The organism is Shinella sp. HY16 (assembly GCF_028534175.1).
Classification (GTDB): Bacteria; Pseudomonadota; Alphaproteobacteria; order Rhizobiales; family Rhizobiaceae; genus Shinella.
The window spans coordinates 462399-482798 of sequence record NZ_JAHYXL010000001.1 but is presented as its reverse complement, the minus strand read 5'-3'; the positions used below and the strand labels follow the sequence as shown (position 1 = coordinate 482798).

The 20400-nt window shown below is 64.1% G+C and carries 19 protein-coding genes; 10 read left to right on the top strand and 9 right to left on the bottom strand.

Features of this window, described 5'->3' with window-relative positions; all coding sequences use genetic code 11:
* Window positions 1–229: 229 nt before the first annotated feature.
* Window positions 230–1003, bottom strand: coding sequence for a molybdate ABC transporter substrate-binding protein (gene modA, locus K0P03_RS02340; protein WP_272788796.1), 774 nt, complete (start codon window positions 1001–1003; stop codon window positions 230–232).
* 268 nt (window positions 1004–1271) lie between these two features.
* Window positions 1272–2996 (bottom strand): type VII secretion target, encoded by a 1725-nt coding sequence (locus K0P03_RS02335; protein WP_272788795.1) that lies wholly within the window; start codon window positions 2994–2996, stop codon window positions 1272–1274.
* Window positions 2997–3361: 365 nt separating this feature from the next.
* On the opposite strand from K0P03_RS02335, the gene K0P03_RS02330 reads away from it, so the two are divergent.
* The 10 genes from K0P03_RS02330 to K0P03_RS02285 all read left to right on the top strand — a co-directional run bounded on the left by K0P03_RS02330 (window position 3362) and on the right by K0P03_RS02285 (window position 13589).
* Window positions 3362–3688: an STAS domain-containing protein gene (locus K0P03_RS02330; RefSeq protein WP_024270284.1), complete on the top strand. Its 327-nt coding sequence runs from the start codon at window positions 3362–3364 to the stop codon at window positions 3686–3688.
* On the top strand, window positions 3688–4056 hold the full coding sequence (locus tag K0P03_RS02325; protein WP_023516695.1) for a response regulator: 369 nt from the start codon (window positions 3688–3690) through the stop codon (window positions 4054–4056). Before K0P03_RS02330 ends, K0P03_RS02325 begins: the two co-directional genes overlap by 1 nt.
* A complete protein-coding gene (locus K0P03_RS02320) occupies window positions 4053–6050 on the top strand; it encodes a chemotaxis protein CheA (RefSeq protein WP_272788794.1) in 1998 nt (665 codons plus the stop codon). The genes K0P03_RS02325 and K0P03_RS02320 overlap by 4 nt, the downstream gene beginning before the upstream one ends.
* On the top strand, window positions 6047–6559 hold the full coding sequence (locus K0P03_RS02315) for a chemotaxis protein CheW (protein ID WP_050745416.1): 513 nt from the start codon (window positions 6047–6049) through the stop codon (window positions 6557–6559). The genes K0P03_RS02320 and K0P03_RS02315 overlap by 4 nt, the downstream gene beginning before the upstream one ends.
* Window positions 6560–6576: 17 nt before the next feature.
* Window positions 6577–8280, top strand: coding sequence for a methyl-accepting chemotaxis protein (locus K0P03_RS02310; protein WP_272788793.1), 1704 nt, complete (start codon window positions 6577–6579; stop codon window positions 8278–8280).
* A gap of 189 nt (window positions 8281–8469) precedes the next feature.
* Window positions 8470–10278: a methyl-accepting chemotaxis protein gene (locus tag K0P03_RS02305; RefSeq protein ID WP_024270967.1), complete on the top strand. Its 1809-nt coding sequence runs from the start codon at window positions 8470–8472 to the stop codon at window positions 10276–10278.
* Between the two features lie 2 nt (window positions 10279–10280).
* The gene (locus K0P03_RS02300) at window positions 10281–10775 is read left to right on the top strand and encodes a chemotaxis protein CheW (protein ID WP_023516699.1); all 495 of its coding nucleotides are present in this window, start codon (window positions 10281–10283) and stop codon (window positions 10773–10775) included.
* Between the two features lie 10 nt (window positions 10776–10785).
* Window positions 10786–11643: a CheR family methyltransferase gene (locus K0P03_RS02295; RefSeq protein WP_037408176.1), complete on the top strand. Its 858-nt coding sequence runs from the start codon at window positions 10786–10788 to the stop codon at window positions 11641–11643.
* Window positions 11643–12731 carry a protein-glutamate methylesterase/protein-glutamine glutaminase gene (locus K0P03_RS02290; protein ID WP_023516701.1) on the top strand — a complete coding sequence of 363 codons (1089 nt, stop codon included), beginning with the start codon at window positions 11643–11645 and terminating at the stop codon, window positions 12729–12731. The genes K0P03_RS02295 and K0P03_RS02290 overlap by 1 nt, the downstream gene beginning before the upstream one ends.
* 147 nt (window positions 12732–12878) lie before the next feature.
* A complete protein-coding gene (locus tag K0P03_RS02285; RefSeq protein ID WP_272788792.1) occupies window positions 12879–13589 on the top strand; it encodes a ParA family protein in 711 nt (236 codons plus the stop codon).
* Window positions 13590–13655: 66 nt separating this feature from the next.
* Here K0P03_RS02285 and K0P03_RS02280 read toward each other — a convergent pair whose 3' ends face one another.
* From K0P03_RS02280 to K0P03_RS02250, 7 genes are all read right to left on the bottom strand, one after another.
* Complete coding sequence (locus K0P03_RS02280) at window positions 13656–14000, bottom strand: RidA family protein (protein WP_023516703.1); 345 nt, start codon at window positions 13998–14000, stop codon at window positions 13656–13658.
* A gap of 133 nt (window positions 14001–14133) precedes the next feature.
* A complete protein-coding gene (locus tag K0P03_RS02275; RefSeq protein ID WP_272788791.1) occupies window positions 14134–14649 on the bottom strand; it encodes a gluconokinase in 516 nt (171 codons plus the stop codon).
* 13 nt (window positions 14650–14662) lie between these two features.
* A complete protein-coding gene (locus K0P03_RS02270) occupies window positions 14663–15493 on the bottom strand; it encodes a dipeptide ABC transporter ATP-binding protein (RefSeq protein ID WP_023516705.1) in 831 nt (276 codons plus the stop codon).
* Window positions 15490–16344: an ABC transporter ATP-binding protein gene (locus K0P03_RS02265; protein WP_023516706.1), complete on the bottom strand. Its 855-nt coding sequence runs from the start codon at window positions 16342–16344 to the stop codon at window positions 15490–15492. Before K0P03_RS02265 ends, K0P03_RS02270 begins: the two co-directional genes overlap by 4 nt.
* A complete protein-coding gene (locus tag K0P03_RS02260) occupies window positions 16344–17252 on the bottom strand; it encodes an ABC transporter permease subunit (protein WP_023516707.1) in 909 nt (302 codons plus the stop codon). The genes K0P03_RS02265 and K0P03_RS02260 overlap by 1 nt, the downstream gene beginning before the upstream one ends.
* Before the next feature lie 10 nt (window positions 17253–17262).
* Window positions 17263–18267, bottom strand: coding sequence for an ABC transporter permease subunit (locus K0P03_RS02255; RefSeq protein ID WP_024270966.1), 1005 nt, complete (start codon window positions 18265–18267; stop codon window positions 17263–17265).
* A 103-nt stretch (window positions 18268–18370) separates the two neighbouring features.
* Complete coding sequence (locus K0P03_RS02250; RefSeq protein ID WP_024270965.1) at window positions 18371–19966, bottom strand: ABC transporter substrate-binding protein; 1596 nt, start codon at window positions 19964–19966, stop codon at window positions 18371–18373.
* Window positions 19967–20400 lie beyond the last annotated feature (434 nt).

The following is a 20400-nucleotide window of genomic DNA, read 5'->3' as shown; positions in this document are numbered from 1 at the left end:
CAGCCCGCAGGTGCCGCCTGGATTTGGGCTGAAACCCCTCATCCGCCTGCGGCACCTTCTTCCCGCAAGCGGAGCTATGGGGGTGCCCCGCCATTTTCTCGCGCCCTTGCCGCAAACGCCTTCTCCCCGCTTGCAGGGAGAAGGTCGCGGTAGCGGGATGAGGGGCAGCAACCGCACCGGCACGTGGATCCGTTGCGGTCTAGCACCCAAAGCTATCGCGAGGCTCGTCTTACTTCAGGATCGTAAAACCCTGCTCGGTGAAGAAGGGCGCGGCCTTGTCCGACTTCAGGAAATCGAGATAGGCGGCGGCAGCGGCGCTCTTGGATTCCGTCAGGATGGCGACCGGGTAGATGATCGGCGGGTGACTGTCTTCCGGGAAGGTCCCGACGACGGCAACGCCCGGATCGGCTGCGGCATCCGTCTGATAGACGATACCGTAGGGCGCCTCGCCGCGCGAGACGAGGGCAAGCGCCGCACGCACGCTTTCGGCGCCGGCGACCTTGCCTTCGACCGACGACCAGACGCCGAGCTTTTCGAGCGCCGCCTTGCCGTATTTGCCGGCCGGCACGCTGTCGACCGCACCCATGGCGAGCTTGCCGTCACCGACGAGGCCGGCAAGGTCGAAGCCCTCCTTGATCTCGACGGTCGAGGCCTTGTCCTTCGGCGCGACCAGCACGATACGGTTGCCGAGGAGGTTCGCGCGGGTGTCGTCCTTGATCAGCTTCTTCTCGGCGACGTAGTCCATCCAGGCAAGATCAGCGGAGATGAAGAGATCGGCGGGCGCCGCCGCCTCGATCTGCTTGGCGAGCGCCGAGCTTGCGGCATAGGAGACCGTCGTCTCGTTGCCGGTTTCCTTCGACCAGGCGGCATTCGCCGCATCCAGCGCGTTCTTCAGGCTTGCGGCGGCAAAGACGGTGACCTTTTCGGCGGCCGCAGCCGGCAGGGCGAGCGGCAGCGACGCGAAGGCGGCGACGACGAGTTTCAGAAGCAGACGACGGTTCATTCCTGTTCTCCCTTTTTCTGCCTGACGGCAGCGTGATATCTCCCTGAATATATCGGCACTTGCGGCTTTGCCAGCGCTATATTTTCAAAAATATACGGAAACAGACGATGGCCATTCGCTTGGAATGGCGAGGGCAGCCGTACCTGGACGAACGCGCCCCCGGAACAACCGGCATTGAGCACGGACGATGTGGAAAAGGCGGCTCCCCTGCGCTTACGAACGCGTGGAACCCGCCGTATGCTGGCCTGCAATGCCGGGGATGGGGATCCTAGAACAGTGCGTCGTCGAACAGATCTTCGTCGCTTTGCGCAGCCGCAGGCGCTGCCGCCGCGTCCAGGGTGGTGCCGAAGACGCGGGCATGCACCTCGCGTTCGGAGACCATGGTATAGGTGCGCGCGATCCGGCTGCCGAGATCAGCCATCGCCTGCTCGAGGCCCGCCGTATCCGGCAGGCTGTGGCCAATGAGCTCGCCCGCACGGGCGGAACAATCGGCCAGCACGTCGCCGAGCTCGGCCTTGAAATCGAGGTCGGCGACCGTTCGGCCCGCCTTGGCGGAAACGTCGGCGCCACAGGCGCGCAAAGCCGTCATGTCCTCCTCCATGCGGTCGCCCGCCCGGCGGATATGCTCCAGCGCCTCGTCCAGATGCGCATCGAGCGAGCCGCCGGCGGCGGTGCCCGCCTCGCGCAGCTTGCCGGCATCCCCTTCGAGCGACTGCAGGGCGACAAGAATGCGCTCCGCCGTCTCGTCGAGCTGGCTGGAAAACAGGCGCAGTTCGGCCGTCACCACATTGATTGCCCGCCCCTCCTCGCCGAGTTTGCCGCAGCGCAGGTTGGTGTTAAGGGCCATGTAGTGGATGTCGGTGCGCACGAGCTGGATCGTCTTCACACCCTTCAGGAGGCCCTGCACGGTCTCGACCGTGCTCGCGCCGAGCACATTGGCCTTGTCGGCCGCCTGCTCGATGTCGCGCACGACGGCACGGGCGGCTGCGATGTCGGCCTCCAGGATGCGCATGGCGCGGTCGGCGGAGCGGCCGTCGGCAGCGTCCATGTCGCCATAGAGCGCCATCAGGCCGTCGATGTCGGCGCCGAAGCTGCGGATCGTCCCGACCACGGTCTTGCAGTCGCGCGCAAAGTCGCCGGCGATCTCGACAAGCTGGTCGTGCACGAGGTGGCGGATCAGCGCCGTCAGGCGGCCGGCGGCCTCCGCGTCGAGCGTTCCAGCCGCAAGATACTCATCCAGGAAGGTGAAGGCGGATTGGCAATGTTCGATGCGCTGACGCGTGATGTCGCCGATCTGCATGGCCGACAGCGTGGTGGCAACCTTGCCCTGTACGCCGCGCGCCGCCGCACCCACTCTGGCAGCAAGCTGCGATAGGTGGCGGCGCTGTGCCGTCAGGTCCGCAGCATTGCGCGAGAGATTGCCGGCAATGTCAGGCACGGAGCGGCGGAAGCGCTCCAACGCATCCCCGCCCCCGGCCGAGGCGGTCTCGATGACGGCGCCAAGCGTGCCGATCTTGGCACCAAGCGCATTGACCTCACTGGAGCCGAACTGGATGCGCTCGAGAATTTCTTCCGCAAAGCCCGCGAAATCCGGGATGGCTGCGCCGGTGATCTTCGCTGTCGTCGCGAAGGTGCGAAGGTAGCGTAACGTTTCCTGCATGTCGGCGATGTGGGTGCCGAGGGATTTCTCCGTGACGGCGACATTGGCGAGGCGCTGCTGGCGTTGCTCCTCGATGCCGGGCAGCGCGGTCAGCTGATCGACGGTGGCGATGAGCCGGCCGATCGTCGCCTCCGCAGCCTCGTCGCCGAGCGAACCGGACAGGTTCTCCAGCGAGGCGACAAGCCGGTTGAGCACGTCCAGTACCGAGAGCAGCACGACGCCGCCGTCGAGGAACCGCTGCTCGATGCGGGAACGGGCCCCTTCAAGGCGAGAGACAAGCTCTCCCTCCGCCGTCTGCCGCTCCACGCGCACTGCGTTCGCTATTCCTGACACGCCATACCCCATCTGCAAGAACCCGTGAGCGAACCCTAGGACCAACAATGTAACGCGCAGTAAATTCGCTTTTCCTCATGCAATGGAATCCCGTGCCGGCGGGGTCATTTCCAAGCCACCACCCGTGGATGCAGGCATCCCTAGAATTAGGGATTTATAAATAATATAAAGAATGTCTAATATTAATAATTTTATATTTATTTCAAATACTTATGCTAAATTCCTGCCGTAAGGGGAGGTGGTGTATAAGGGACACTCAAACGACCGATGGATGAAATTAGCAACCGCGCTTTACCGTTCATTAAGCGTGACTTGGGATTCTGGGGCGGGAAATACTATCTCTCGAAACTGATATCGAGGCCTCCATGTCATCAACCCTGCCCGGTGATGCGTCGTTAACCTTACCCACGACACTCACCATCAAGACTATAACGTCCGTTCAAGAGTTGATCTCGGATTTCCTGAACAATAATCCCGCCGCAATACTGGATATCGATGAGGCGGCGCAGGTCGACCTCAGCTTTGTTCAGCTTGTCACGGCGGCCCGCAAACAGGCCGAGGCCAAGGCGGGGCGCGTTCTACTTGCCCGGCCCGCCTCCGGTGACCTTTACGACGTGCTGAAACGTGGCGGCTTTCTCGACGAAATGACATCCGAGGCCGCGCATTTCTGGCTGCACCAGGAGAAGAATTGATGACCGCGAAGATCTTGACCGTTGACGATTCCGCCAGCATCCGGCTGACGACGCGCGTCACCCTCAGCAATGCCGGCTATGCCGTGACCGAGGCGGTCGACGGCCTCGACGGCCTCAACAAGCTGAAGGGCGGCGAGTACGATCTCGTCGTCACCGACCTCAACATGCCGAACATGGACGGCCTGACGATGATCCGCGAGCTGCGCAAGCTGCCCGCGCATACGGGCGTGCCGGTCATCTTCCTCACCACCGAATCCGACGGCGAGATCAAGGCGCAGGCGAAAGCCGCCGGCGCCACTGGCTGGCTGACCAAGCCGTTCGATCCCGAAAGCCTCGTCAAGATCGCCAAGAAGGTCCTCGGAAGATGACGAACCCGGACCCGATCTCAGTCTTCCGGACAGAAGCGGCCGAACTGCTGGAACAGATCGAGTCCGGCCTCCTCGACCTTACCCGCAGCCTCGACGACCGCGACCAGATCGATGCGGTCTTCCGGGGCCTCCACACGTTGAAGGGCTCGGGCGCGATGTTCGGCTTCGACGCGCTCGCCGCCTTCACCCACCATTGCGAGACCGCCTTCGACCGCGTGCGCAAGGGCGACGTGCCGGCCACGCACGAGCTGGTCTCGGCGGTTCTCTCCGCGCAGGACCATATGCGCGCGCTCCTGGAAACGCCGAACGGCGACCATGACGCGATGAGCGCCGCGCTGCTCGACAACCTGCACCGTGCCGTCAACGGCGCGGGCTCCCCTGCTCCCGTCACCGCCGCCGTTGCCGCCGCCCCTGTTGCGGAAGAGGCCGGCCTGCGCGAATGGCGCATCCGTTTCAGCCTGCCGGTCAACGCCATGGCGAACGGCACCAATCCGCTCGGCCTGCTCGACGAAATGCGTGACCTCGGCGAATGCCGGATCATCGCCGACACGTCCAAGGTGCCGGAGCTCTCCGCGCTGGAGCCGCGCGATATCCATGTAAGCTGGGACGTGACGCTGAAGACCGAGCGGCCGCGTGCCGATATCGAGGATGTCTTCATCTTCGTCATGGACGACATGGAGCTTGAGATCACCGAGATCGCCGTCGAACGGCCCATCGCGGTGGCGAAATCCTTGGACGTGCCGATCGCCAAGGCTGTCGTCGTTACCGAGAGGGAAGCGCCGGCGGTGCAGGCGGCCAACGATTCCAAGCAGGCGAAATCCGCCGAAAACGTGCGCGTGCCGGCCGAGCGGCTGGACGAGATGATGGACCGGGTCGGCGAGCTGGTCATCGCCCAGTCGCGCCTCACCCAGCTTGCGGGCGCGGCAGCCGATCTCGGCCTGCGCTCGGTTTCCGAGGAAATCGAACGCCTCTCCGGCGAGCTGCGCGACACGATGATGGTGCTGCGCATGATGCCGGTCGCGAGCCTCTTCAGCCGCTTCCGCCGCCTCGTGCACGATCTGTCGCGCGAGACCGGCAAGGAAATCGAGCTGATCACCGAGGGCGAGAGCACGGAAGTCGACAAGACGGTTATCGACCGGCTTGCCGATCCGCTGGTGCATCTCGTGCGCAACTCCATCGACCATGGCCTCGAAAAGCCGGAGGAGCGCATCGCCGCCGGCAAGGAGGCGAAGGGCCGGGTCATTCTTTCGGCGCACCAGACGGGCGGCGAGGTCATCATCACCATCAAGGATGACGGCCGCGGCATCAACCGTGAGCGGGTGCGCGCCAAGGCGGAATCGTCGGGCATCATCCAGCCGGGCGCGACGCTGACCGACCAGGACCTCCTCCAACTGATCTTCCAGCCCGGTTTCTCGACCGCCCAGGCGGTGACGAACCTTTCCGGCCGCGGCGTCGGCATGGATGTGGTGAAGAAGACGGTCGAGGCGCTGCGCGGCACGATCGACATCACCAGCAAGCCGGGCGAAGGCTCGGAAGTGTCGCTGCGCATCCCGCTGACGCTCGCCATCATCGAGGGCCTGCTCGTTCGGGTCGGCCAGGGCTGCTACGTCATTCCGCTCTCGGCGGTCGAGGAGTGCCTGGAACTCTCGCTGGAGGACGATCTGCGCTCGCGCGGGCGCAGCTTCATCTCGCTGCGCGACAGCCTGGTGCCCTTCCTGCGCCTGCGGGAACTCTTCCGAACCGGCACCCAGCCGGATCAACACCAGAAGGTCGTCGTCATCTCGACCGGCTCGGAGCGCGTCGGCCTCGTCGTCGACCAGATCATCGGCGACCACCAGACAGTCATCAAATCCATGTCCAAGCTGCACCATGACGTCGATACCTTCTCCGGCGCGACCATCCTCGGCGATGGCAGCGTCGCGCTGATCCTCGACGTCACGCATCTCGTCGCGGCCGGACAGCAGCAGGAGGCGCAAATGCGCGTGGCAGGATGAGCGAAGCGGCACGAAAACTCGACTACGACGCGATCTGGGGCGCGGAAGAGGACCTCTCCGTCCTCACCTTCAACCTCAACGGCGAGACCTTCGCCATCGAGGCGATCGTCGTGCAGGAAATCCTCGATCTCCTGCCCGAAACCCACGTGCCCGGCAGCAAGCCCTTCGTTTCCAGCGTCATCAATTTCCGCGGCAAGGTGATCCCGCTTGCCGATATCCGCCTTGCCTTCGGGATGGACGCGACGGAAACCACCATCGACAGCCGCATCGTCGTCATCGAGCTCGATCTCGACGACGAGGCGACGCTGATCGGCATCCGCACCGACAAGGTCAACGAAGTCACGACCCTGCCGAAAGTCGCCAGCGAGCCGCCGCCGAGCGTCGGCATGCGCTGGCGGGCGGACTACATCAACTGCCTCGTCAAGCGAGGTGGCGAATTCATCATCGTCCCGAACCTTCACGCGATCTTTTCCTCCCAGAAAGACCGCCCGGCACCTCCGCCGAACTAGGACATCAGGAGACATCCATGCGTTTTACAATCAAGCTCAAATTATTCCTGACCTTTGCGTTCATGCTGGCCGTCCTCATCGGCACGGCGGCCTATGGCATCCTGAGCCTCGGCGGCCTCAACACGACGCTGGGCGACGTACTGAACGGCCCCGCCGAGCGCCTGAAACTCGCCCAGACACTGAACAACCTGCAACTCCAGCAGATCCGCCAGCAGAAGAACATGCTGTCCTCGGCCAACCCCACCGAAACCAACCGCTACATCGCGCTCAGCGACGAAGCCCGCAAGGAATTCGACACGACCTTCCAGGAAGTTCTGAGCAAGGCGACGGAACAGGGCAAGGTTCTCTGGAACAAGCTCGACGGTTTCACCAAGGACTTCCGCCGCGATGACGACCGCATCCGTGCGCTGGCGCTTGCCGGCGATACCGCGGGTGCCACCCGTGTTTCGACGACCGACGCCCGCGCCGCCACCAACGAGATCGACCAGCTGCTCGGCGAAGTCGTCAAGCTCGAGGCCGGCCGCCTGAACGAGGCGCAAGCGGCCGCTGACGCCCAGTATCAGAGCACCCGCACGATCATGGTGGCGGTTGCGGCCATTGCGCTTCTCGTAGCGACCGGCGCTGCCCTGTGGATCGTCGTATCGATCAACCGCGGCATTTCCCGCGCCGTCGGCGTGGTGCAGAACGTGGCGGACGGCGACCTCACCCGGTTTGCCGAGATTTCTTCCAAGGACGAGATCGGCGACCTGCTCGGCCACGTCAACACGATGATCGAGCGCCTGCGCGGCGTCGTCGCCGATGCCCTTTCGGCATCCGACAACGTCTCCTCCGGCAGCCAGGAACTGTCGGCCAGCTCCGAGACCCTTTCCCAGGGCGCCACGGAACAGGCATCCTCCGCCGAAGAGGCCTCCGCCTCGATGGAAGAGATGGCCTCCAATATCAAGCAGAACGCCGACAACGCCGCCCAGACCGAAAAGATCGCCCGCCAGTCCTCTCGTGACGCGGAAGCATCCGGCCAGGCCGTCGGCCGCGCCGTCAGCGCCATGCGCACCATCGCGGAAAAGATCTCCATCGTGCAGGAAATCGCTCGCCAGACCGACCTTCTCGCCCTCAACGCCGCCGTCGAGGCGGCCCGTGCCGGCGAACACGGCAAGGGCTTTGCCGTCGTCGCCTCGGAAGTGCGCAAGCTCGCCGAGCGCAGCCAGGCAGCCGCCGCCGAAATCAGCGCGCTTTCCGGCGAAACGGTCTCCGTTGCGACGGAAGCCGGCGAGATGCTGAACCGGCTGGTGCCGGATATCCGCAAGACTGCGGAGCTGGTCTCGGAAATCTCCGCCGCCTGCCGCGAGCAGGACATCGGCGCCTCGCAGATCAACGAGGCGATCCAGCAGCTTGACAAGGTCACCCAGCAAAATGCCGGCGCCTCGGAAGAGATGTCGGCGACGTCGGAAGAGCTGGCCGCCCAGGCGGAAGAACTTCAGGCCTCGATCGCCTTCTTCCGGGTTGAAAACTCGGCCCGCAAGGAGCCGAACCACGCCGAAAAGCTGCGGGTGACCGCAGCGAAAATGGCTGCCCCCGTCATCGCCAAGCGTCCGGCCGCTTCCCCGGCCCACCGCCCGGCATCGACGGCCGGCAAGGCAGCCCGCAACGCCAACGGCTTTGCCCTCGACATGTCGATGGGTGGCCCCGACGCCGACGACGCGGATTTCCGCGAAAGCGCCTGATCGGACAAAAATCGCGGCGCATCCGGCAACGGATGCGCCGCACTGTCGACCCGGCGTGTGTAGGCGCCGGTGGAAGGGCCAAGAACGGCCCGCGGAAGGGTGAGTGTATCGGTCTTCTCGCATAACGGGTCCCGGCCTCCGGGTACCCTGCCCAAGAACGGCATCTGCGACCAAAGGAGCCCCTACGAGATGCGCTTTACCATCAAACTCAAACTGGCCGTTGCCTTCGGCGCCATCATCCTGATGATGGCTGGCACCTCCATCTATGCCATCCTGAGCCTTGCTTCGCTCAATCAAGCGATTTCCGACATGCTCGCCGGTCCTTCCGCGCGCCTCGAGGCAGCGCAGAACCTTGCGAACTACCAGCTTCGTCTGGCGCGCGCGCAGATGAACCTTGCCCTTTCCACCAACTCCAGCGAAGCCGCCACGCATCTCGAATCCGGCGATCGCAACCGGCAGATGTTCGAGGAAACCCTTGCCAATCTGATCAGCCTTTCGACCGACCCGGTCGCCGTCCAGCAGTGGCAAGATGTCGCCGAGAAAGAAAAGCAGCTCGTCCGCATTGATGACAAGATCCGCTCCTTCGTCGCCGCCGGCAATTCGACGGAGGCGGTCCGTATCGTCTCCACGGAAAGCCGCAGCCTGATGGACGAGATCGAAAAGACGATCAACGTCCGCATCGAAAGCAACAAGGGGCTGATGACGAAGGCGGACGAGGATACCGACAACCTCTACGCAACGACACGTAACCTCATCCTCGTCATTGCCGGCATCGCCCTGGTGCTCGCCGTCGGCGCGGCCGTCTGGCTCGCACTCGGCATCAACAGCGGCCTCAAGAAGATCAAGTCCGTCGCCGAGGCCGTCGCCATCGGTGACCTCGACCAGAATGTCGAGATCAAGACGAACGACGAGATCAAGGACCTTGTCGATACGATCAATGTCATGACCGGCAACCTGCGCAACACGGCGACCATCGCCGACCAGATCGCCAATGGCGACCTGACCGTGACGCCGAAGCCGCTGTCCGACAAGGACACGCTCGGCCTGTCGCTGGAAAGCATGGTGGAGCGCCTGCGCGGCGTCGTCGGCGATGCGCTTTCCGCCGCCAACAACGTCTCCTCCGGCAGCCAGGAGCTTTCGGCAAGCTCGGAACAGCTCTCCCAGGGCGCGACGGAACAGGCATCCTCCGCCGAAGAGGCTTCCGCCTCGATGGAGGAGATGGCGTCCAACATCAAGCAGAACGCCGACAACGCCGCCCAGACCGAAAAAATCGCCCGCCAGTCCGCCAAGGATGCCGAGGCATCGGGCGAAGCCGTCGGCCGCGCCGTCGGCGCCATGCGCACCATCGCGGAAAAGATCTCCATCGTGCAGGAAATCGCCCGCCAGACCGACCTTCTCGCCCTCAACGCCGCCGTCGAGGCGGCCCGTGCCGGCGAACACGGCAAGGGCTTTGCCGTCGTCGCCTCGGAAGTGCGCAAGCTCGCCGAGCGCAGCCAGGCAGCCGCTGCCGAAATCAGCACGCTGTCCGGCCAGACGGTTTCCGTCGCCACCGAAGCCGGCGAGATGCTGAACCGGCTGGTGCCGGATATCCGCAAGACTGCGGAGCTGGTCTCGGAAATCTCCGCCGCCTGCCGCGAGCAGGACATCGGCGCCTCACAGATCAACGAGGCGATCCAGCAGCTCGACAAGGTGACCCAGCAGAATGCCGGCGCCTCGGAAGAAATGTCCGGCACCTCGGAAGAACTGGCCGCCCAGGCCGAGGAGCTGCAGACCTCCATCGCCTTCTTCCGCGTCGATCGCGCCTCCGGCGCCCCGCTCGCCCAGCAGCGCCGCCCGGCGCCGGTCGCATCGCGTCCGGTCGCCAAGGCGCCCGCTGCGCCGCTTCGCAAGTCCGACAACAGCGTCAACGGCCAGCAGGCCCGCGCCCGCGGCTTTGCCCTCGACATGTCGATGGGCGGCCCGGATGCCGACGACGCAGACTTCAGGGAAAGCGCTTGATCATGGCCGGCACATCCTCCGAATCCCAATTCGTCACCTTCAGTCTCGACAGCGAGGTCTTTGCGGTGCCCGTCTCGGTCGTCCGGGAAATCCTCGACCACGAGGATGCCTTCAAGATCCCGCACGGGCCGGAATACCTGCTTGGGCTCCGGGACGTGCGGGGCCAGGGTGTGCCGGTCATCGACCTGCGTCTTCGTCTCGGCATGACGAAGACCGAGAAGACCCCGCATACGCGGGCCCTGGTGCTCGACGTACCGATCGGTGAGAAGATCCTCACCCTCGGCCTCGTCGCCGACCGGGTCTTCGAGGTCATCCCCTTCCGCACCGACGAGATCGAGGGCGCGCCCGACATCGGCGTGCGCTGGCCGTCCGACTACATTGCCGGCGTCGTGCGCCGCAACGGCGGTTTCGTCGTCATCGTCGATCTCGCGCGCCTGTTCTCCGGCGCCGAGATGGCGATGATGGGTTCGGCGGGTCGCCTCGCCGCAACGGCATAGTTTCGGGAGCATGGGTGTGGGAGCAGCATTGCGGGCGCAAGGAGCGGAGGACGGGCTAAGCAACCGGAACTTCGAAGCCCTGTCGCGCTATATCTACGACTACAGCGGCATCAAGATGCCGATCACGAAGCTGACGATGCTGGAGGGCCGGCTGCGCCGGCGCCTTCGGGCAACCGGCATTGCCAGCTTCAACGACTATTGCGACTATCTCTTCAAGCACGGCGGCATCGAGAAGGAAGCGATCTTCCTCATCGACGCCGTGACCACCAACAAGACCGACTTCTTCCGCGAGCCGAAGCATTTCGAGTACATGGCCGCGACCGGCCTGCCGGAAATGGTGGCGGCCGGCCACAAGCGGCTGCGGCTGTGGAGCGCCGCCTGCTCCATCGGTGCCGAGCCCTATACGATGGCGATGGTGATGCAGGATTTCGTCGATGCGTCGTCCGGCCTCGATTATCGCATTCTTGCCACCGACCTCTCGACCGAAGTGCTTGCCGCAGCCCGGCGCGGCGTCTATCCGCGCGACATGATCCAGCCCGTGCCGGCCGAGATGCAGCGCCGCTACGTCATGGTCTCGCGCCATGCCGGGCGCGGCGAGGTGCGAATCCATCCGCGCCTGCGCTCGACGATCGGCTTTGCCCGCATGAACCTCATGGACAGCGTCTACAAGGTGGGCGACCCCATGCACATGATCTTCTGCCGCAACGTATTGATCTATTTCGACAAGCCGACACAGGCCAAGGTGCTGTCGCGGCTCTGCGACTGCCTGGTGCCCGGCGGTTTCCTCTATGTGGGCCATTCCGAAACGGTCACCGGCATCTCCCTGCCGGTGCGCCAGGTCGCCAACACGGTTTTCAAGAAGATCTGATGGTCCTTCCCGGCAAAAAGATCCGCGTTCTCATCATCGACGACTCGGCGAGCGTGCGCCAGGCGCTGACCCACGTGCTGGAGCAGGATCCGGAGATCGAGGTGATGGGCGCGGCCTCCGATCCCTTCATGGCGGCCAAGAAGATCCAGGAAGAGGTGCCCGACGTCATCACGCTCGACGTGGAAATGCCGCGCATGGACGGTATCACCTTCCTGCGCAAACTGATGTCGCAGCGGCCGATCCCCGTCGTCATGTGCTCCTCGCTCACCGAGGAGGGCTCGGAGACGCTGATGCAGGCGCTGGAAGCCGGCGCTGTCGACATCATCCTGAAGCCGAAGATCGGTGCGGCCGACCATCTCGCCGAGTCCGGCACGCGCATCCGCGAGGCCGTCAAGGGCGCGGCCGTCGCCCGCCTTGGCCAGAGCCGGCGTTCGGCCGCCGCCAGCGGGCCGACCGCAAAGCTCACGGCCGATGCCGTGCTGCCCCCGCCCTCCGGCCGCGCCATGGCCAAGACGACCGAAATGGTCGCCTGCGTCGGCGCCTCGACCGGCGGCACGGAGGCGCTGCGGGTTCTGCTGGAACAGTTGCCGGCCAACTCCCCCGGCATCGTCATCGTGCAGCACATGCCGGAAAAGTTCACCGCCGCCTTCGCCAAGCGCCTCAACAGCCTGTGCGAAGTGGAGGTCAAGGAAGCGGTCCATGGCGACCCCGTGCTGCGCGGCCATGTGCTGATCGCCCCCGGTGATCGCCATATGATGCTGGAGCGGCAGGGTGCGCGCTACCATGTCGCCGTGCGCGAAGGCCCCCTCGTCTCGCGCCACCGGCCGTCCGTCGACGTGCTGTTCCGCTCCGCCGCCCGTTCGGCCGGAGCGAATGCCATGGGCGTCATCCTGACGGGCATGGGCGACGACGGCGCACGCGGCATGAACGAGATGCACCAGGCCGGCGCCTATACGGTCGCGCAGGACGAAGCGAGCTCTATCGTCTTCGGCATGCCAAAGGAGGCGATCGCCCATGGCGGCGTCGACAGGATCCTGCCGCTGGATCAGATCGCCCGCGAAATCCTCGCCGCCGACCGGCGGAGATAGCCTGTTCCAGCGGCTTGCACGATGGTTTTGCGCCCGGCAAAGCAGGCGCCTTCATCGGGCATTAACCACAATAACCGAGGATGGCGAAGCACCATGCGAGGTGCTTTGAGAGCGATGACCGGCTCGACAACCGTTCCAGGGAGCCCCATGCCCGTCATCACCTTCGCCAACACCAAAGGCGGCGCCGGCAAGACCACCGCCGTGCTGCTGCTAGCGACCGAGCTTGCCCACCTCGGCTTTCGCGTCTCGGTGCTTGACGCCGATCCGCAGCACTGGATCACCCGCTGGCACGAAAACTCCCAAGGTCTGCTCGGCAATCGCCTCGCGGTGGTGCCCTATGTGACGATGGGTACGATCGACCGGCAGCTGGCCGAAGAGAAGGCACGCGCCGATTTCGTCTTGATCGACCTGCCGGGATCGCGCAGTTCGCTCCTCGCCAAGGCAGTGGGCTATTCCGACTACGTGCTGATCCCCGTGCAGGGCTCCGCCATGGACGCGCAGGGCGGCGCCAATGTCATCGAGCTCCTGCAATATCTGGAAGACAAGGCCGATATCCATATCCGCCATTCCGTCGTGCTCACCCGCGTCAATTCCATGGTGACGACGCGCGCGATGCATGCGGTCAAGGACCTGCTCGCGGCTCGCCGGGTTCACCTTCTGCAGACACCGATCATCGAACGTTCGGCCTTCCGCGACATCTTCGGTTGCGGCGGCACGCTCTATACGATGGACGCCCGGCACGTCAGCAATCTCGACAAGGCGCAGGAGAATGCAAGGGCGCTGGCGCTGGAAGTGCTGCAGCAGATCCCTGCTGCGCTGCGGCCGACCGCGGCGGAGAGGCTGCGAAGCGTCGCCTGAGGCGCCCGCTTTCATTGCAGAGGCCGCGGAAACCGCGGCCTCTTTTCGTTTCAGCCGAGGCCTGGCTCAGAGCGCGGCGACGACGATGACTTCGACGAGGTAGTCCGGCGTTGCGAGCTTGGATTCGCCGGTGGCGCGGGCCGGGGTGTGGCCCTGCGGTGCCCAGACATCCCAGACGGCGTTCATCTTGGAGAAATCGGCCATGTCGGCGAGCCAGATCTGGGCGGAAAGGATGCGGGTCTTGTCGGTGCCGGCAAGCGCCAGCAGGCGGTCGACTTCGGCCAGCGCCTGCTTCGTCTGCTCGGTGACGTCCGAGCCCGCCTCACCGACCTGGCCGGCCAGATAGACGGTCCCGTTGTGCACGACGGCCTGGCTCATGCGCGGGCCGGTTTCAAAGCGTTTGATGTCCATGTCTCGTTCCTGTCAGGGCTTGAAAATCTTCGCGGGAGGCCGCGGCCACGCAACGGCCGGCGGTGGGCCGTCTATACGAGGCCCGGCGCACGGACGCCAGTGGCCCGGCGGGAAATTCGCGTGCACCGTGGGGTCAGCCGACAGCTTTCAATCCGTCGAGCGCCCTGGCAACGATCGTCTCGACGGCGGCGTCGATGCCGACAGTCACGACGCCAGCCTCACCGGACGGATCCTCCAGCGTGGCAAGCTGGCTGTCGAGCAGGCTTGCAGGCATGAAATGGCCGTGCCGCGCAGCCATGCGGGCCGTGAGCAGATCGCGGCTGCCCTTGAGGAAGACGAAAGTCAGCGATCCACGGGCCGACTGGCGCAGACGGTCGCGATAGATCTTTTTCAGGGCCGAGCAGGAAACGACAACGCTCTTTCCCGCGTCGAGGCTGCCGGCGAGCGCCTGGCCGATCGTATCGAGCCAGGGCCAGCGGTCCTCGTCCGTCAGCGGAACGCCGCGGGACATCTTCTCGACATTGCCGGCGGGGTGCAGGCTGTCGCCTTCGATGAAAGCGGTGCCGAGGGCGGCGGCCAGACCATCGGCGACCGAGGTCTTGCCGGAACCGGAAACGCCCATGACGACGATCGCGCGGGTCGCCGTCATGGGCTGTTCGTCCTCACGCCACGCGCTTGCGGCGTTCGACGCGGGCGCGGATGGCGTCCACGTCGACGCGGGGCGTCGCGGCGAAAAGGGTCTTTGTGTAGTTGTGCTGCGGGTTTTCGAACACCTGATCACGGCTGCCGTATTCCACGGCTTCACCGAAGTACATCACCATCACGTCGTCGGCGATGTGGCGCACCACCGAAAGGTCATGGCTGATGAAGACATAGGTGAGCTTGAACTCGTCCTGCAGGTCAGCGAGCAGGTTGAGCACCTGGGCCTGAACCGAAAGATCGAGCGCCGAGACCGGCTCGTCGAGCACGAGCAGGCGCGGATTGAGCATCAGCGCGCGGGCGATCGCCACGCGCTGGCGCTGGCCGCCGGAGAACATGTGCGGGTAGCGCCCGTAATGCTTCTCCTCAAGGCCGACCTTCTTCAGCATGGCCATGGCGCGGTCACGCCGCTCGCCCGCAGGCACCTTGGTGTTGATGACCAGCGGCTCCGTGAGGATGTCGCCGATCTTCTTGCGCGGGTTGAGCGAGCCATAGGGGTTCTGGAAGACGATCTGCACCTTGCTGCGCATTTCCGCGGTCAGCGGCTCATGCGCGATGTCGACCTTGCGGCCATCGATCAGCATATCGCCCTCGGTGATCGGATCGATCATCGTGACCATGCGGGCAAGGGTGGACTTGCCGCAACCGCTTTCGCCAACGATGGCAAGCGTCTTGCCCTGCTCGACCTTGAAGCTCACGCCCTTGACGGCATGGACGGTCTTGGCGGGTTTGAACAGGCTTCCAGGGATATGGTAGTCGCGTTTCAGGTTCTTTGCTTCAAGAACAGGGGTCATCGGACTGCTCCTGCAAAAATCTCGGCGTCGGTCAGCTTTTCCGTGATCGTCGGCAGGCGCTCGCCGGTGGCATTTTCCGGCAGGGCCGAAAGCAGCGCCTTGGTGTAGACGCTCTTCGGGGCCGAGAAGAGCGACAACACGTCGGCCTCCTCGATCTGGCGGCCCTTGTACTGCACGATGACGCGGTCGGCGGTTTCGGCGACGACGCCCATGTCATGGGTGATGATGATGAGGCCCATGCCGTGTTCGGCCTGCAGCTTCATCAGGAGGTCGAGGATCTGCTTCTGGATCGTCACGTCGAGCGCAGTGGTCGGCTCGTCGGCGATCAGCAGCTTCGGATTGCAGGCGAGCGCGGTCGCGATCATCACACGCTGGCACTGGCCGCCCGACATCTGGTGCGGATAGTGGCCAAGGCGTTCTTCCGGGTTCGGAATACCGACGGACTGGAAGAGTTCGATCGCCCGGTCGCGGCGCGCCTTGCGGGAGAGATCCGTGTGGATGCGCAGCACTTCCTCGATCTGGTAGCCGACCGTGAAGCACGGATTGAGGCTGGCGATCGGCTCCTGGAAGATCATGGCAATATCCTTGCCGATGATCTTGCGCCGGTCGCTGTCGGACATGGCCTGCATGTCGCGGCCGTTGAAGGTGAGTACGTCGGCGGTCACCTTCGCCGTCCACGGGAGAAGCCCCATGGCGGCGAGCATGGAGACCGACTTGCCCGAGCCGGATTCGCCGACGATGGCGAGCACTTCGCCCTCGTCGACCTTGAGCGAAACGCCGTCCACGGCGCGGAAGGGACCGGAAGCCGTCTGGAATTCGACGGTGAGGTTTTTGACTTCGAGAAGCGACATCACGACCTCTTCAGCTTGGGATCGAGGGCGTCGCGCAGGCCGTCACCCATGAGGTTGATGGCCAGCACGGTGATGAGGATGGCAAGGCCGGGGAAGGTGACGACCCACCAGGCGCGCTGGATGAATTCGCGCGCTTCGGCGAGCATCGTGCCCCATTCCGGCGTCGGCGGCTGCGCGCCCATGCCGAGGAAGCCGAGCGCCGCCGCGTCGAGGATCGCCGCCGAGAAGGCGAGCGTCGCCTGGACGATGAGTGGAGCGAGGCAATTCGGCAGGATGGTGAGGAACATCAGGCGCAGCGTGCCGGCGCCCGCGACCTTCGAGCCGACGACATAGTCCTTCGACTTCTCGGTCATCACGGCCGCGCGCGTCAGGCGCACGAAGTGCGGCTGGTTGACGAGCGAGATGGCGATCATGGCGTTCAAGAGGCCCGGCCCCAGAACCGCCACCAGCACGAGGGCAAGCAGCAGCGAGGGGAACGCCAGGATGATGTCCATGATGCGCATGATGAACGTATCGACCTTGCCGCGGAAATAGCCGGCGATAAGACCGATCAGCACACCCGAGACCACCGAAAGCGTCACGACGACGAGACCGATGAAGAGCGAGAAGCGCGCGCCGTAGATGAGGCGCGAGAGAATGTCGCGGCCGACGGCGTCGGTGCCGAGAATATGCCCCCACATGCCGCCGTCCTGGAAGACCGGCGGCAGCAGGAGAAGTTCGCGGTTCTGGCTGCTCGGGCTGTGCGGTGCGACGAAGGGTGCGAAGACAGCGACGAACAGGATGACCAGGAAGAACGCGAGGCCGATGACGGCGCCCTTGTTGCGCGAGAAATAGAACCAGAATTCGGAAAGACCCGAGGGCGGCGTGCCACCCGTCTTGGTGTCGGCCGTGTTTTGAACCGTGCTCATGGATCGCCTCCTAGTGCCGGATACGCGGGTTGACCCAGCCGTAAAGCAGGTCGACCACGAGGTTGACGATCATGATGACGGCAGCGATCAGCATCAAGCCACCCTGCACCACGGCATAGTCGCGCTTGAAGACACTGTCGACCATCCACTTGCCGATGCCCGGCCAGGAGAAGATCGTCTCGGTAAGGATGGCGCCCGCGAGCAGCACGCCGACCTGAAGGCCGATCGTGGTGATGACGGGGATCATCGCGTTGCGCAGCGCATGCACGCCGATGACCCGGAACGGCGGCAGGCCCTTGGCGCGGGCGGTGCGGACATAGTCCTCGCCGAGCACTTCGAGCATGGCCGAACGGGTCTGGCGGGCGATGACGGCGAGCGGGATCGTCGCAAGGACGACCGTCGGCAGGATCAGGTAGGTCAGCGCCGATTTGAACGCCCCCGCCTGCCCGGAGATCAGGCTGTCGATCAGCATGAAACCGGTGACCTGCGGGAAGAAGTACATCAGCGAGATGCGCCCCGAGACCGGTGTCCAGCCGAGATAACCGGAGAAGAAGATGATGAGCAGCAGGCCCCACCAGAAGATCGGCATCGAATAGCCGACGAGGGCAACGCCCATGATCGACTGGTCGAGCCAGGTCCCGCGTTTCACCGCGGCGAAGACGCCGGCGGGAATGCCGAGCACGACGGCGACGATGATGGCGCAGAGCGAAAGCTCCAGCGTTGCCGGGAAGAGCAGCATGAAGTCATCGAGCACCGGCCGCTTGGTCACGATGGACGAGCCGAAGTCGCCCGTGAGCAGGCCGGCGAGATAGTCGAAATACTGGATGTACATCGGTCGGTCGAGGCCAAGCTGGTGCATGAGCTCGGCGTGTCGTTCCGGAGACATGACGCGCTCACCCGACATCAGCATGACCGGATCGCCCGGAAGAAGTCGAATGAAGGAGAACGCGATGAGCGATACCCCGAGGAACGTGGGTATCAGGACGGCGAGCCGTCCGAAGATAAAACGAAACATGGGAGCCAATCCCTTCATTTTTGTGAAAAACCGGCGGCCCGAATGTCTTCGAGCCGCCGGCCAATGCACGCTCTTTGCGGCGTGCGCTTTCTCGTAGCCGATATTACTCGGCGATGTCCACGCCTTCGAAGACGAAGTCGCCAAGCGGGGACTGGACGAAGCCCGAGACCTTCTTGCTCATCGGAACGACGGCGAGCGAGTGGTCGAGCGTGTTCCAGGGCGCTTCGCGCTTGAAGATGACCTGGGCCTCTTCATAGAGCTTGGTGCGCTCTGCAACGTCGGCGGTTTCCTTCGCCTTCGTCATCAGGTCGTCGAACTCCTTGTTGCACCACTGCGCACGGTTGTTGCCGCCGACGGCGTCGCAACCGAGCAGGGTGTCAAGGAAGTTGTCCGGGTCGCCGTTGTCGCCCGTCCAGCCGAGGATGGCCGCGCCGTCGCGGTCCTTGGCAGACGAGAGCTTCAGATACTCGGCCCATTCGTAGGAGACGATCTCGACTTCGACGCCGATCTTGGCAAGGTCAGCCTGCATCAGTTCTGCTGCGCGGCGGGCGTTCAGCATGTACGGACGCGCGACGGGCATCGCCCAGATCTTCATCTTGAGGCCGGCAGCGCCAGCGTCTTCAAGCATCTTCTTGGCCGCTTCCGGATCGAACTTGTCGTCGACGACGGCGTCGTTGTACGACCACATGGTCGGCGGGATCGGGTTCTTTGCAACCGTTGCCGCGCCCTGGAAGACCGCGTCGACGATGGCCTGGCGGTTGATCGCCATGTTGAGGGCCTTGCGGACCTCGACCTTGTCGAAGGGCGGAACCAGCGTGTTGTAGGCGAGGTATGCGACGTTGAGGCCAGCCTGCTCGGAGATGTGCAGGTTCGGGTCGGCCTTCAGCTCGGCGACGTCAGCGGCGTTCGGATAGGACATCAGGTGGCATTCGCCAGCCTTCAGCTTCTGCGCGCGAACGGCAGCGTCCGTGGTGATTGCGAAGACGAGATCGTCGATCTTCTGCTTGCCGCCCCAGTAGTCCGGGTTGGCCTTGTAGCGGATCGCGGCATCCGGCTGGTAGGCAACGAAGGTGAACGGGCCGGTGCCGAGCGGCTGCTGGTTCATCAGCTCCATCTTGCCGTCAGCCTGTAGCTTGTCGGCATATTCCTTGGAGACGATCGAGATGAAGGGCATGCCGAGGTTGGCGAGCAGCGGTGCTTCCGGGCGCTTCAGCGTGATCTTGACCGTCAGGTCGTCGACCTTCTCGATCTTGTCGAGCACATCGGGCAGACCCATGCCGGAGAAGTATTCCCAGGACGCGCCCGGCACGTACTTGTTCCAGGCATTGTCTTCCTTGTACTGACGCTCGAAGGAGAAGATCACGTCGTCTGCGTTCAGCTCACGCGACGGGGTGAAATACTCAGTCGTCTGGAACTTCACGCCCTTGCGGAGCTTGAAGGTATATTCCTTGCCATCGGCGGAAATTTCCCAGCTCTCGGCCAGCGCAGGCTCCAGTTCCGTCGTGCCGCGCTTGAATTCCACCAGCCGGTTGTAGACCGTGTGCGCTGCTGCGTCGAAGGTCTGACCGCCGGTATAGAGGCCGGGATCGAAGCCTTCCGGCGACGCTTCCGAGCAGTAGACGAAGGTCTTCGACCAAGCGGCCGTACCCATCAACGAGGCAAGCGCCGTCGCTGCGAGGAGAGTAGTCAGCTTTTTCATAGTGAGCTTCCCAGGTTTGCTTTTTTGTTCTCTTGTGCAGGCTCGGGTACACTTCCGGCCCCGACCTTGCCGGGGATGGAACGACATTTGCCGCAGGATTGCAATAAGTCCGCGAACAAATTTGTCCAACCGGAAAAAACCGCGGAAGATTATTCTCCACAGCATTAGAAACGGCTTCAAAAGCAACGCGAATCACCCACCCCCTGCCTTGTCAATCCCGACCTGAATGGATAGCGGCGACGCCGGCGTCGTGCCATAACGGGACATCGAGGCAAGAGGGACTGTCCTTCGCTGTTTCACCCTGTGGCGGCGGGGCGAGACGACAAGAGCGAAGGGCAGTCCTTCTTTCGTTTCTTCCTTTGTTTTCAGCACCTTGTTCGAACGGCCACAAAAAAGTGGACCGCCATCACGAAATTGTCCGGCAAAACCCTTTG

Bases quoted from the DNA above. Each gene is read 5' to 3' on its own strand.
- modA (WP_272788796.1), bottom strand. From the start codon at position 1,003: ATGAACCGTCGTCTGCTTCTGAAACTCGTCGTCGCCGCCTTCGCGTCG.
- K0P03_RS02330 (WP_024270284.1), top strand. From the start codon at position 3,362: ATGTCATCAACCCTGCCCGGTGATGCGTCGTTAACCTTACCCACGACA.
- K0P03_RS02325 (WP_023516695.1), top strand. From the start codon at position 3,688: ATGACCGCGAAGATCTTGACCGTTGACGATTCCGCCAGCATCCGGCTG.
- K0P03_RS02320 (WP_272788794.1), top strand. From the start codon at position 4,053: ATGACGAACCCGGACCCGATCTCAGTCTTCCGGACAGAAGCGGCCGAA.
- K0P03_RS02315 (WP_050745416.1), top strand. From the start codon at position 6,047: ATGAGCGAAGCGGCACGAAAACTCGACTACGACGCGATCTGGGGCGCG.
- K0P03_RS02310 (WP_272788793.1), top strand. From the start codon at position 6,577: ATGCGTTTTACAATCAAGCTCAAATTATTCCTGACCTTTGCGTTCATG.
- K0P03_RS02305 (WP_024270967.1), top strand. From the start codon at position 8,470: ATGCGCTTTACCATCAAACTCAAACTGGCCGTTGCCTTCGGCGCCATC.
- K0P03_RS02300 (WP_023516699.1), top strand. From the start codon at position 10,281: ATGGCCGGCACATCCTCCGAATCCCAATTCGTCACCTTCAGTCTCGAC.
- K0P03_RS02295 (WP_037408176.1), top strand. From the start codon at position 10,786: ATGGGTGTGGGAGCAGCATTGCGGGCGCAAGGAGCGGAGGACGGGCTA.
- K0P03_RS02290 (WP_023516701.1), top strand. From the start codon at position 11,643: ATGGTCCTTCCCGGCAAAAAGATCCGCGTTCTCATCATCGACGACTCG.
- K0P03_RS02285 (WP_272788792.1), top strand. From the start codon at position 12,879: ATGCCCGTCATCACCTTCGCCAACACCAAAGGCGGCGCCGGCAAGACC.
- K0P03_RS02280 (WP_023516703.1), bottom strand. From the start codon at position 14,000: ATGGACATCAAACGCTTTGAAACCGGCCCGCGCATGAGCCAGGCCGTC.
- K0P03_RS02275 (WP_272788791.1), bottom strand. From the start codon at position 14,649: ATGACGGCGACCCGCGCGATCGTCGTCATGGGCGTTTCCGGTTCCGGC.
- K0P03_RS02270 (WP_023516705.1), bottom strand. From the start codon at position 15,493: ATGACCCCTGTTCTTGAAGCAAAGAACCTGAAACGCGACTACCATATC.
- K0P03_RS02265 (WP_023516706.1), bottom strand. From the start codon at position 16,344: ATGTCGCTTCTCGAAGTCAAAAACCTCACCGTCGAATTCCAGACGGCT.
- K0P03_RS02260 (WP_023516707.1), bottom strand. From the start codon at position 17,252: ATGAGCACGGTTCAAAACACGGCCGACACCAAGACGGGTGGCACGCCG.
- K0P03_RS02255 (WP_024270966.1), bottom strand. From the start codon at position 18,267: ATGTTTCGTTTTATCTTCGGACGGCTCGCCGTCCTGATACCCACGTTC.
- K0P03_RS02250 (WP_024270965.1), bottom strand. From the start codon at position 19,966: ATGAAAAAGCTGACTACTCTCCTCGCAGCGACGGCGCTTGCCTCGTTG.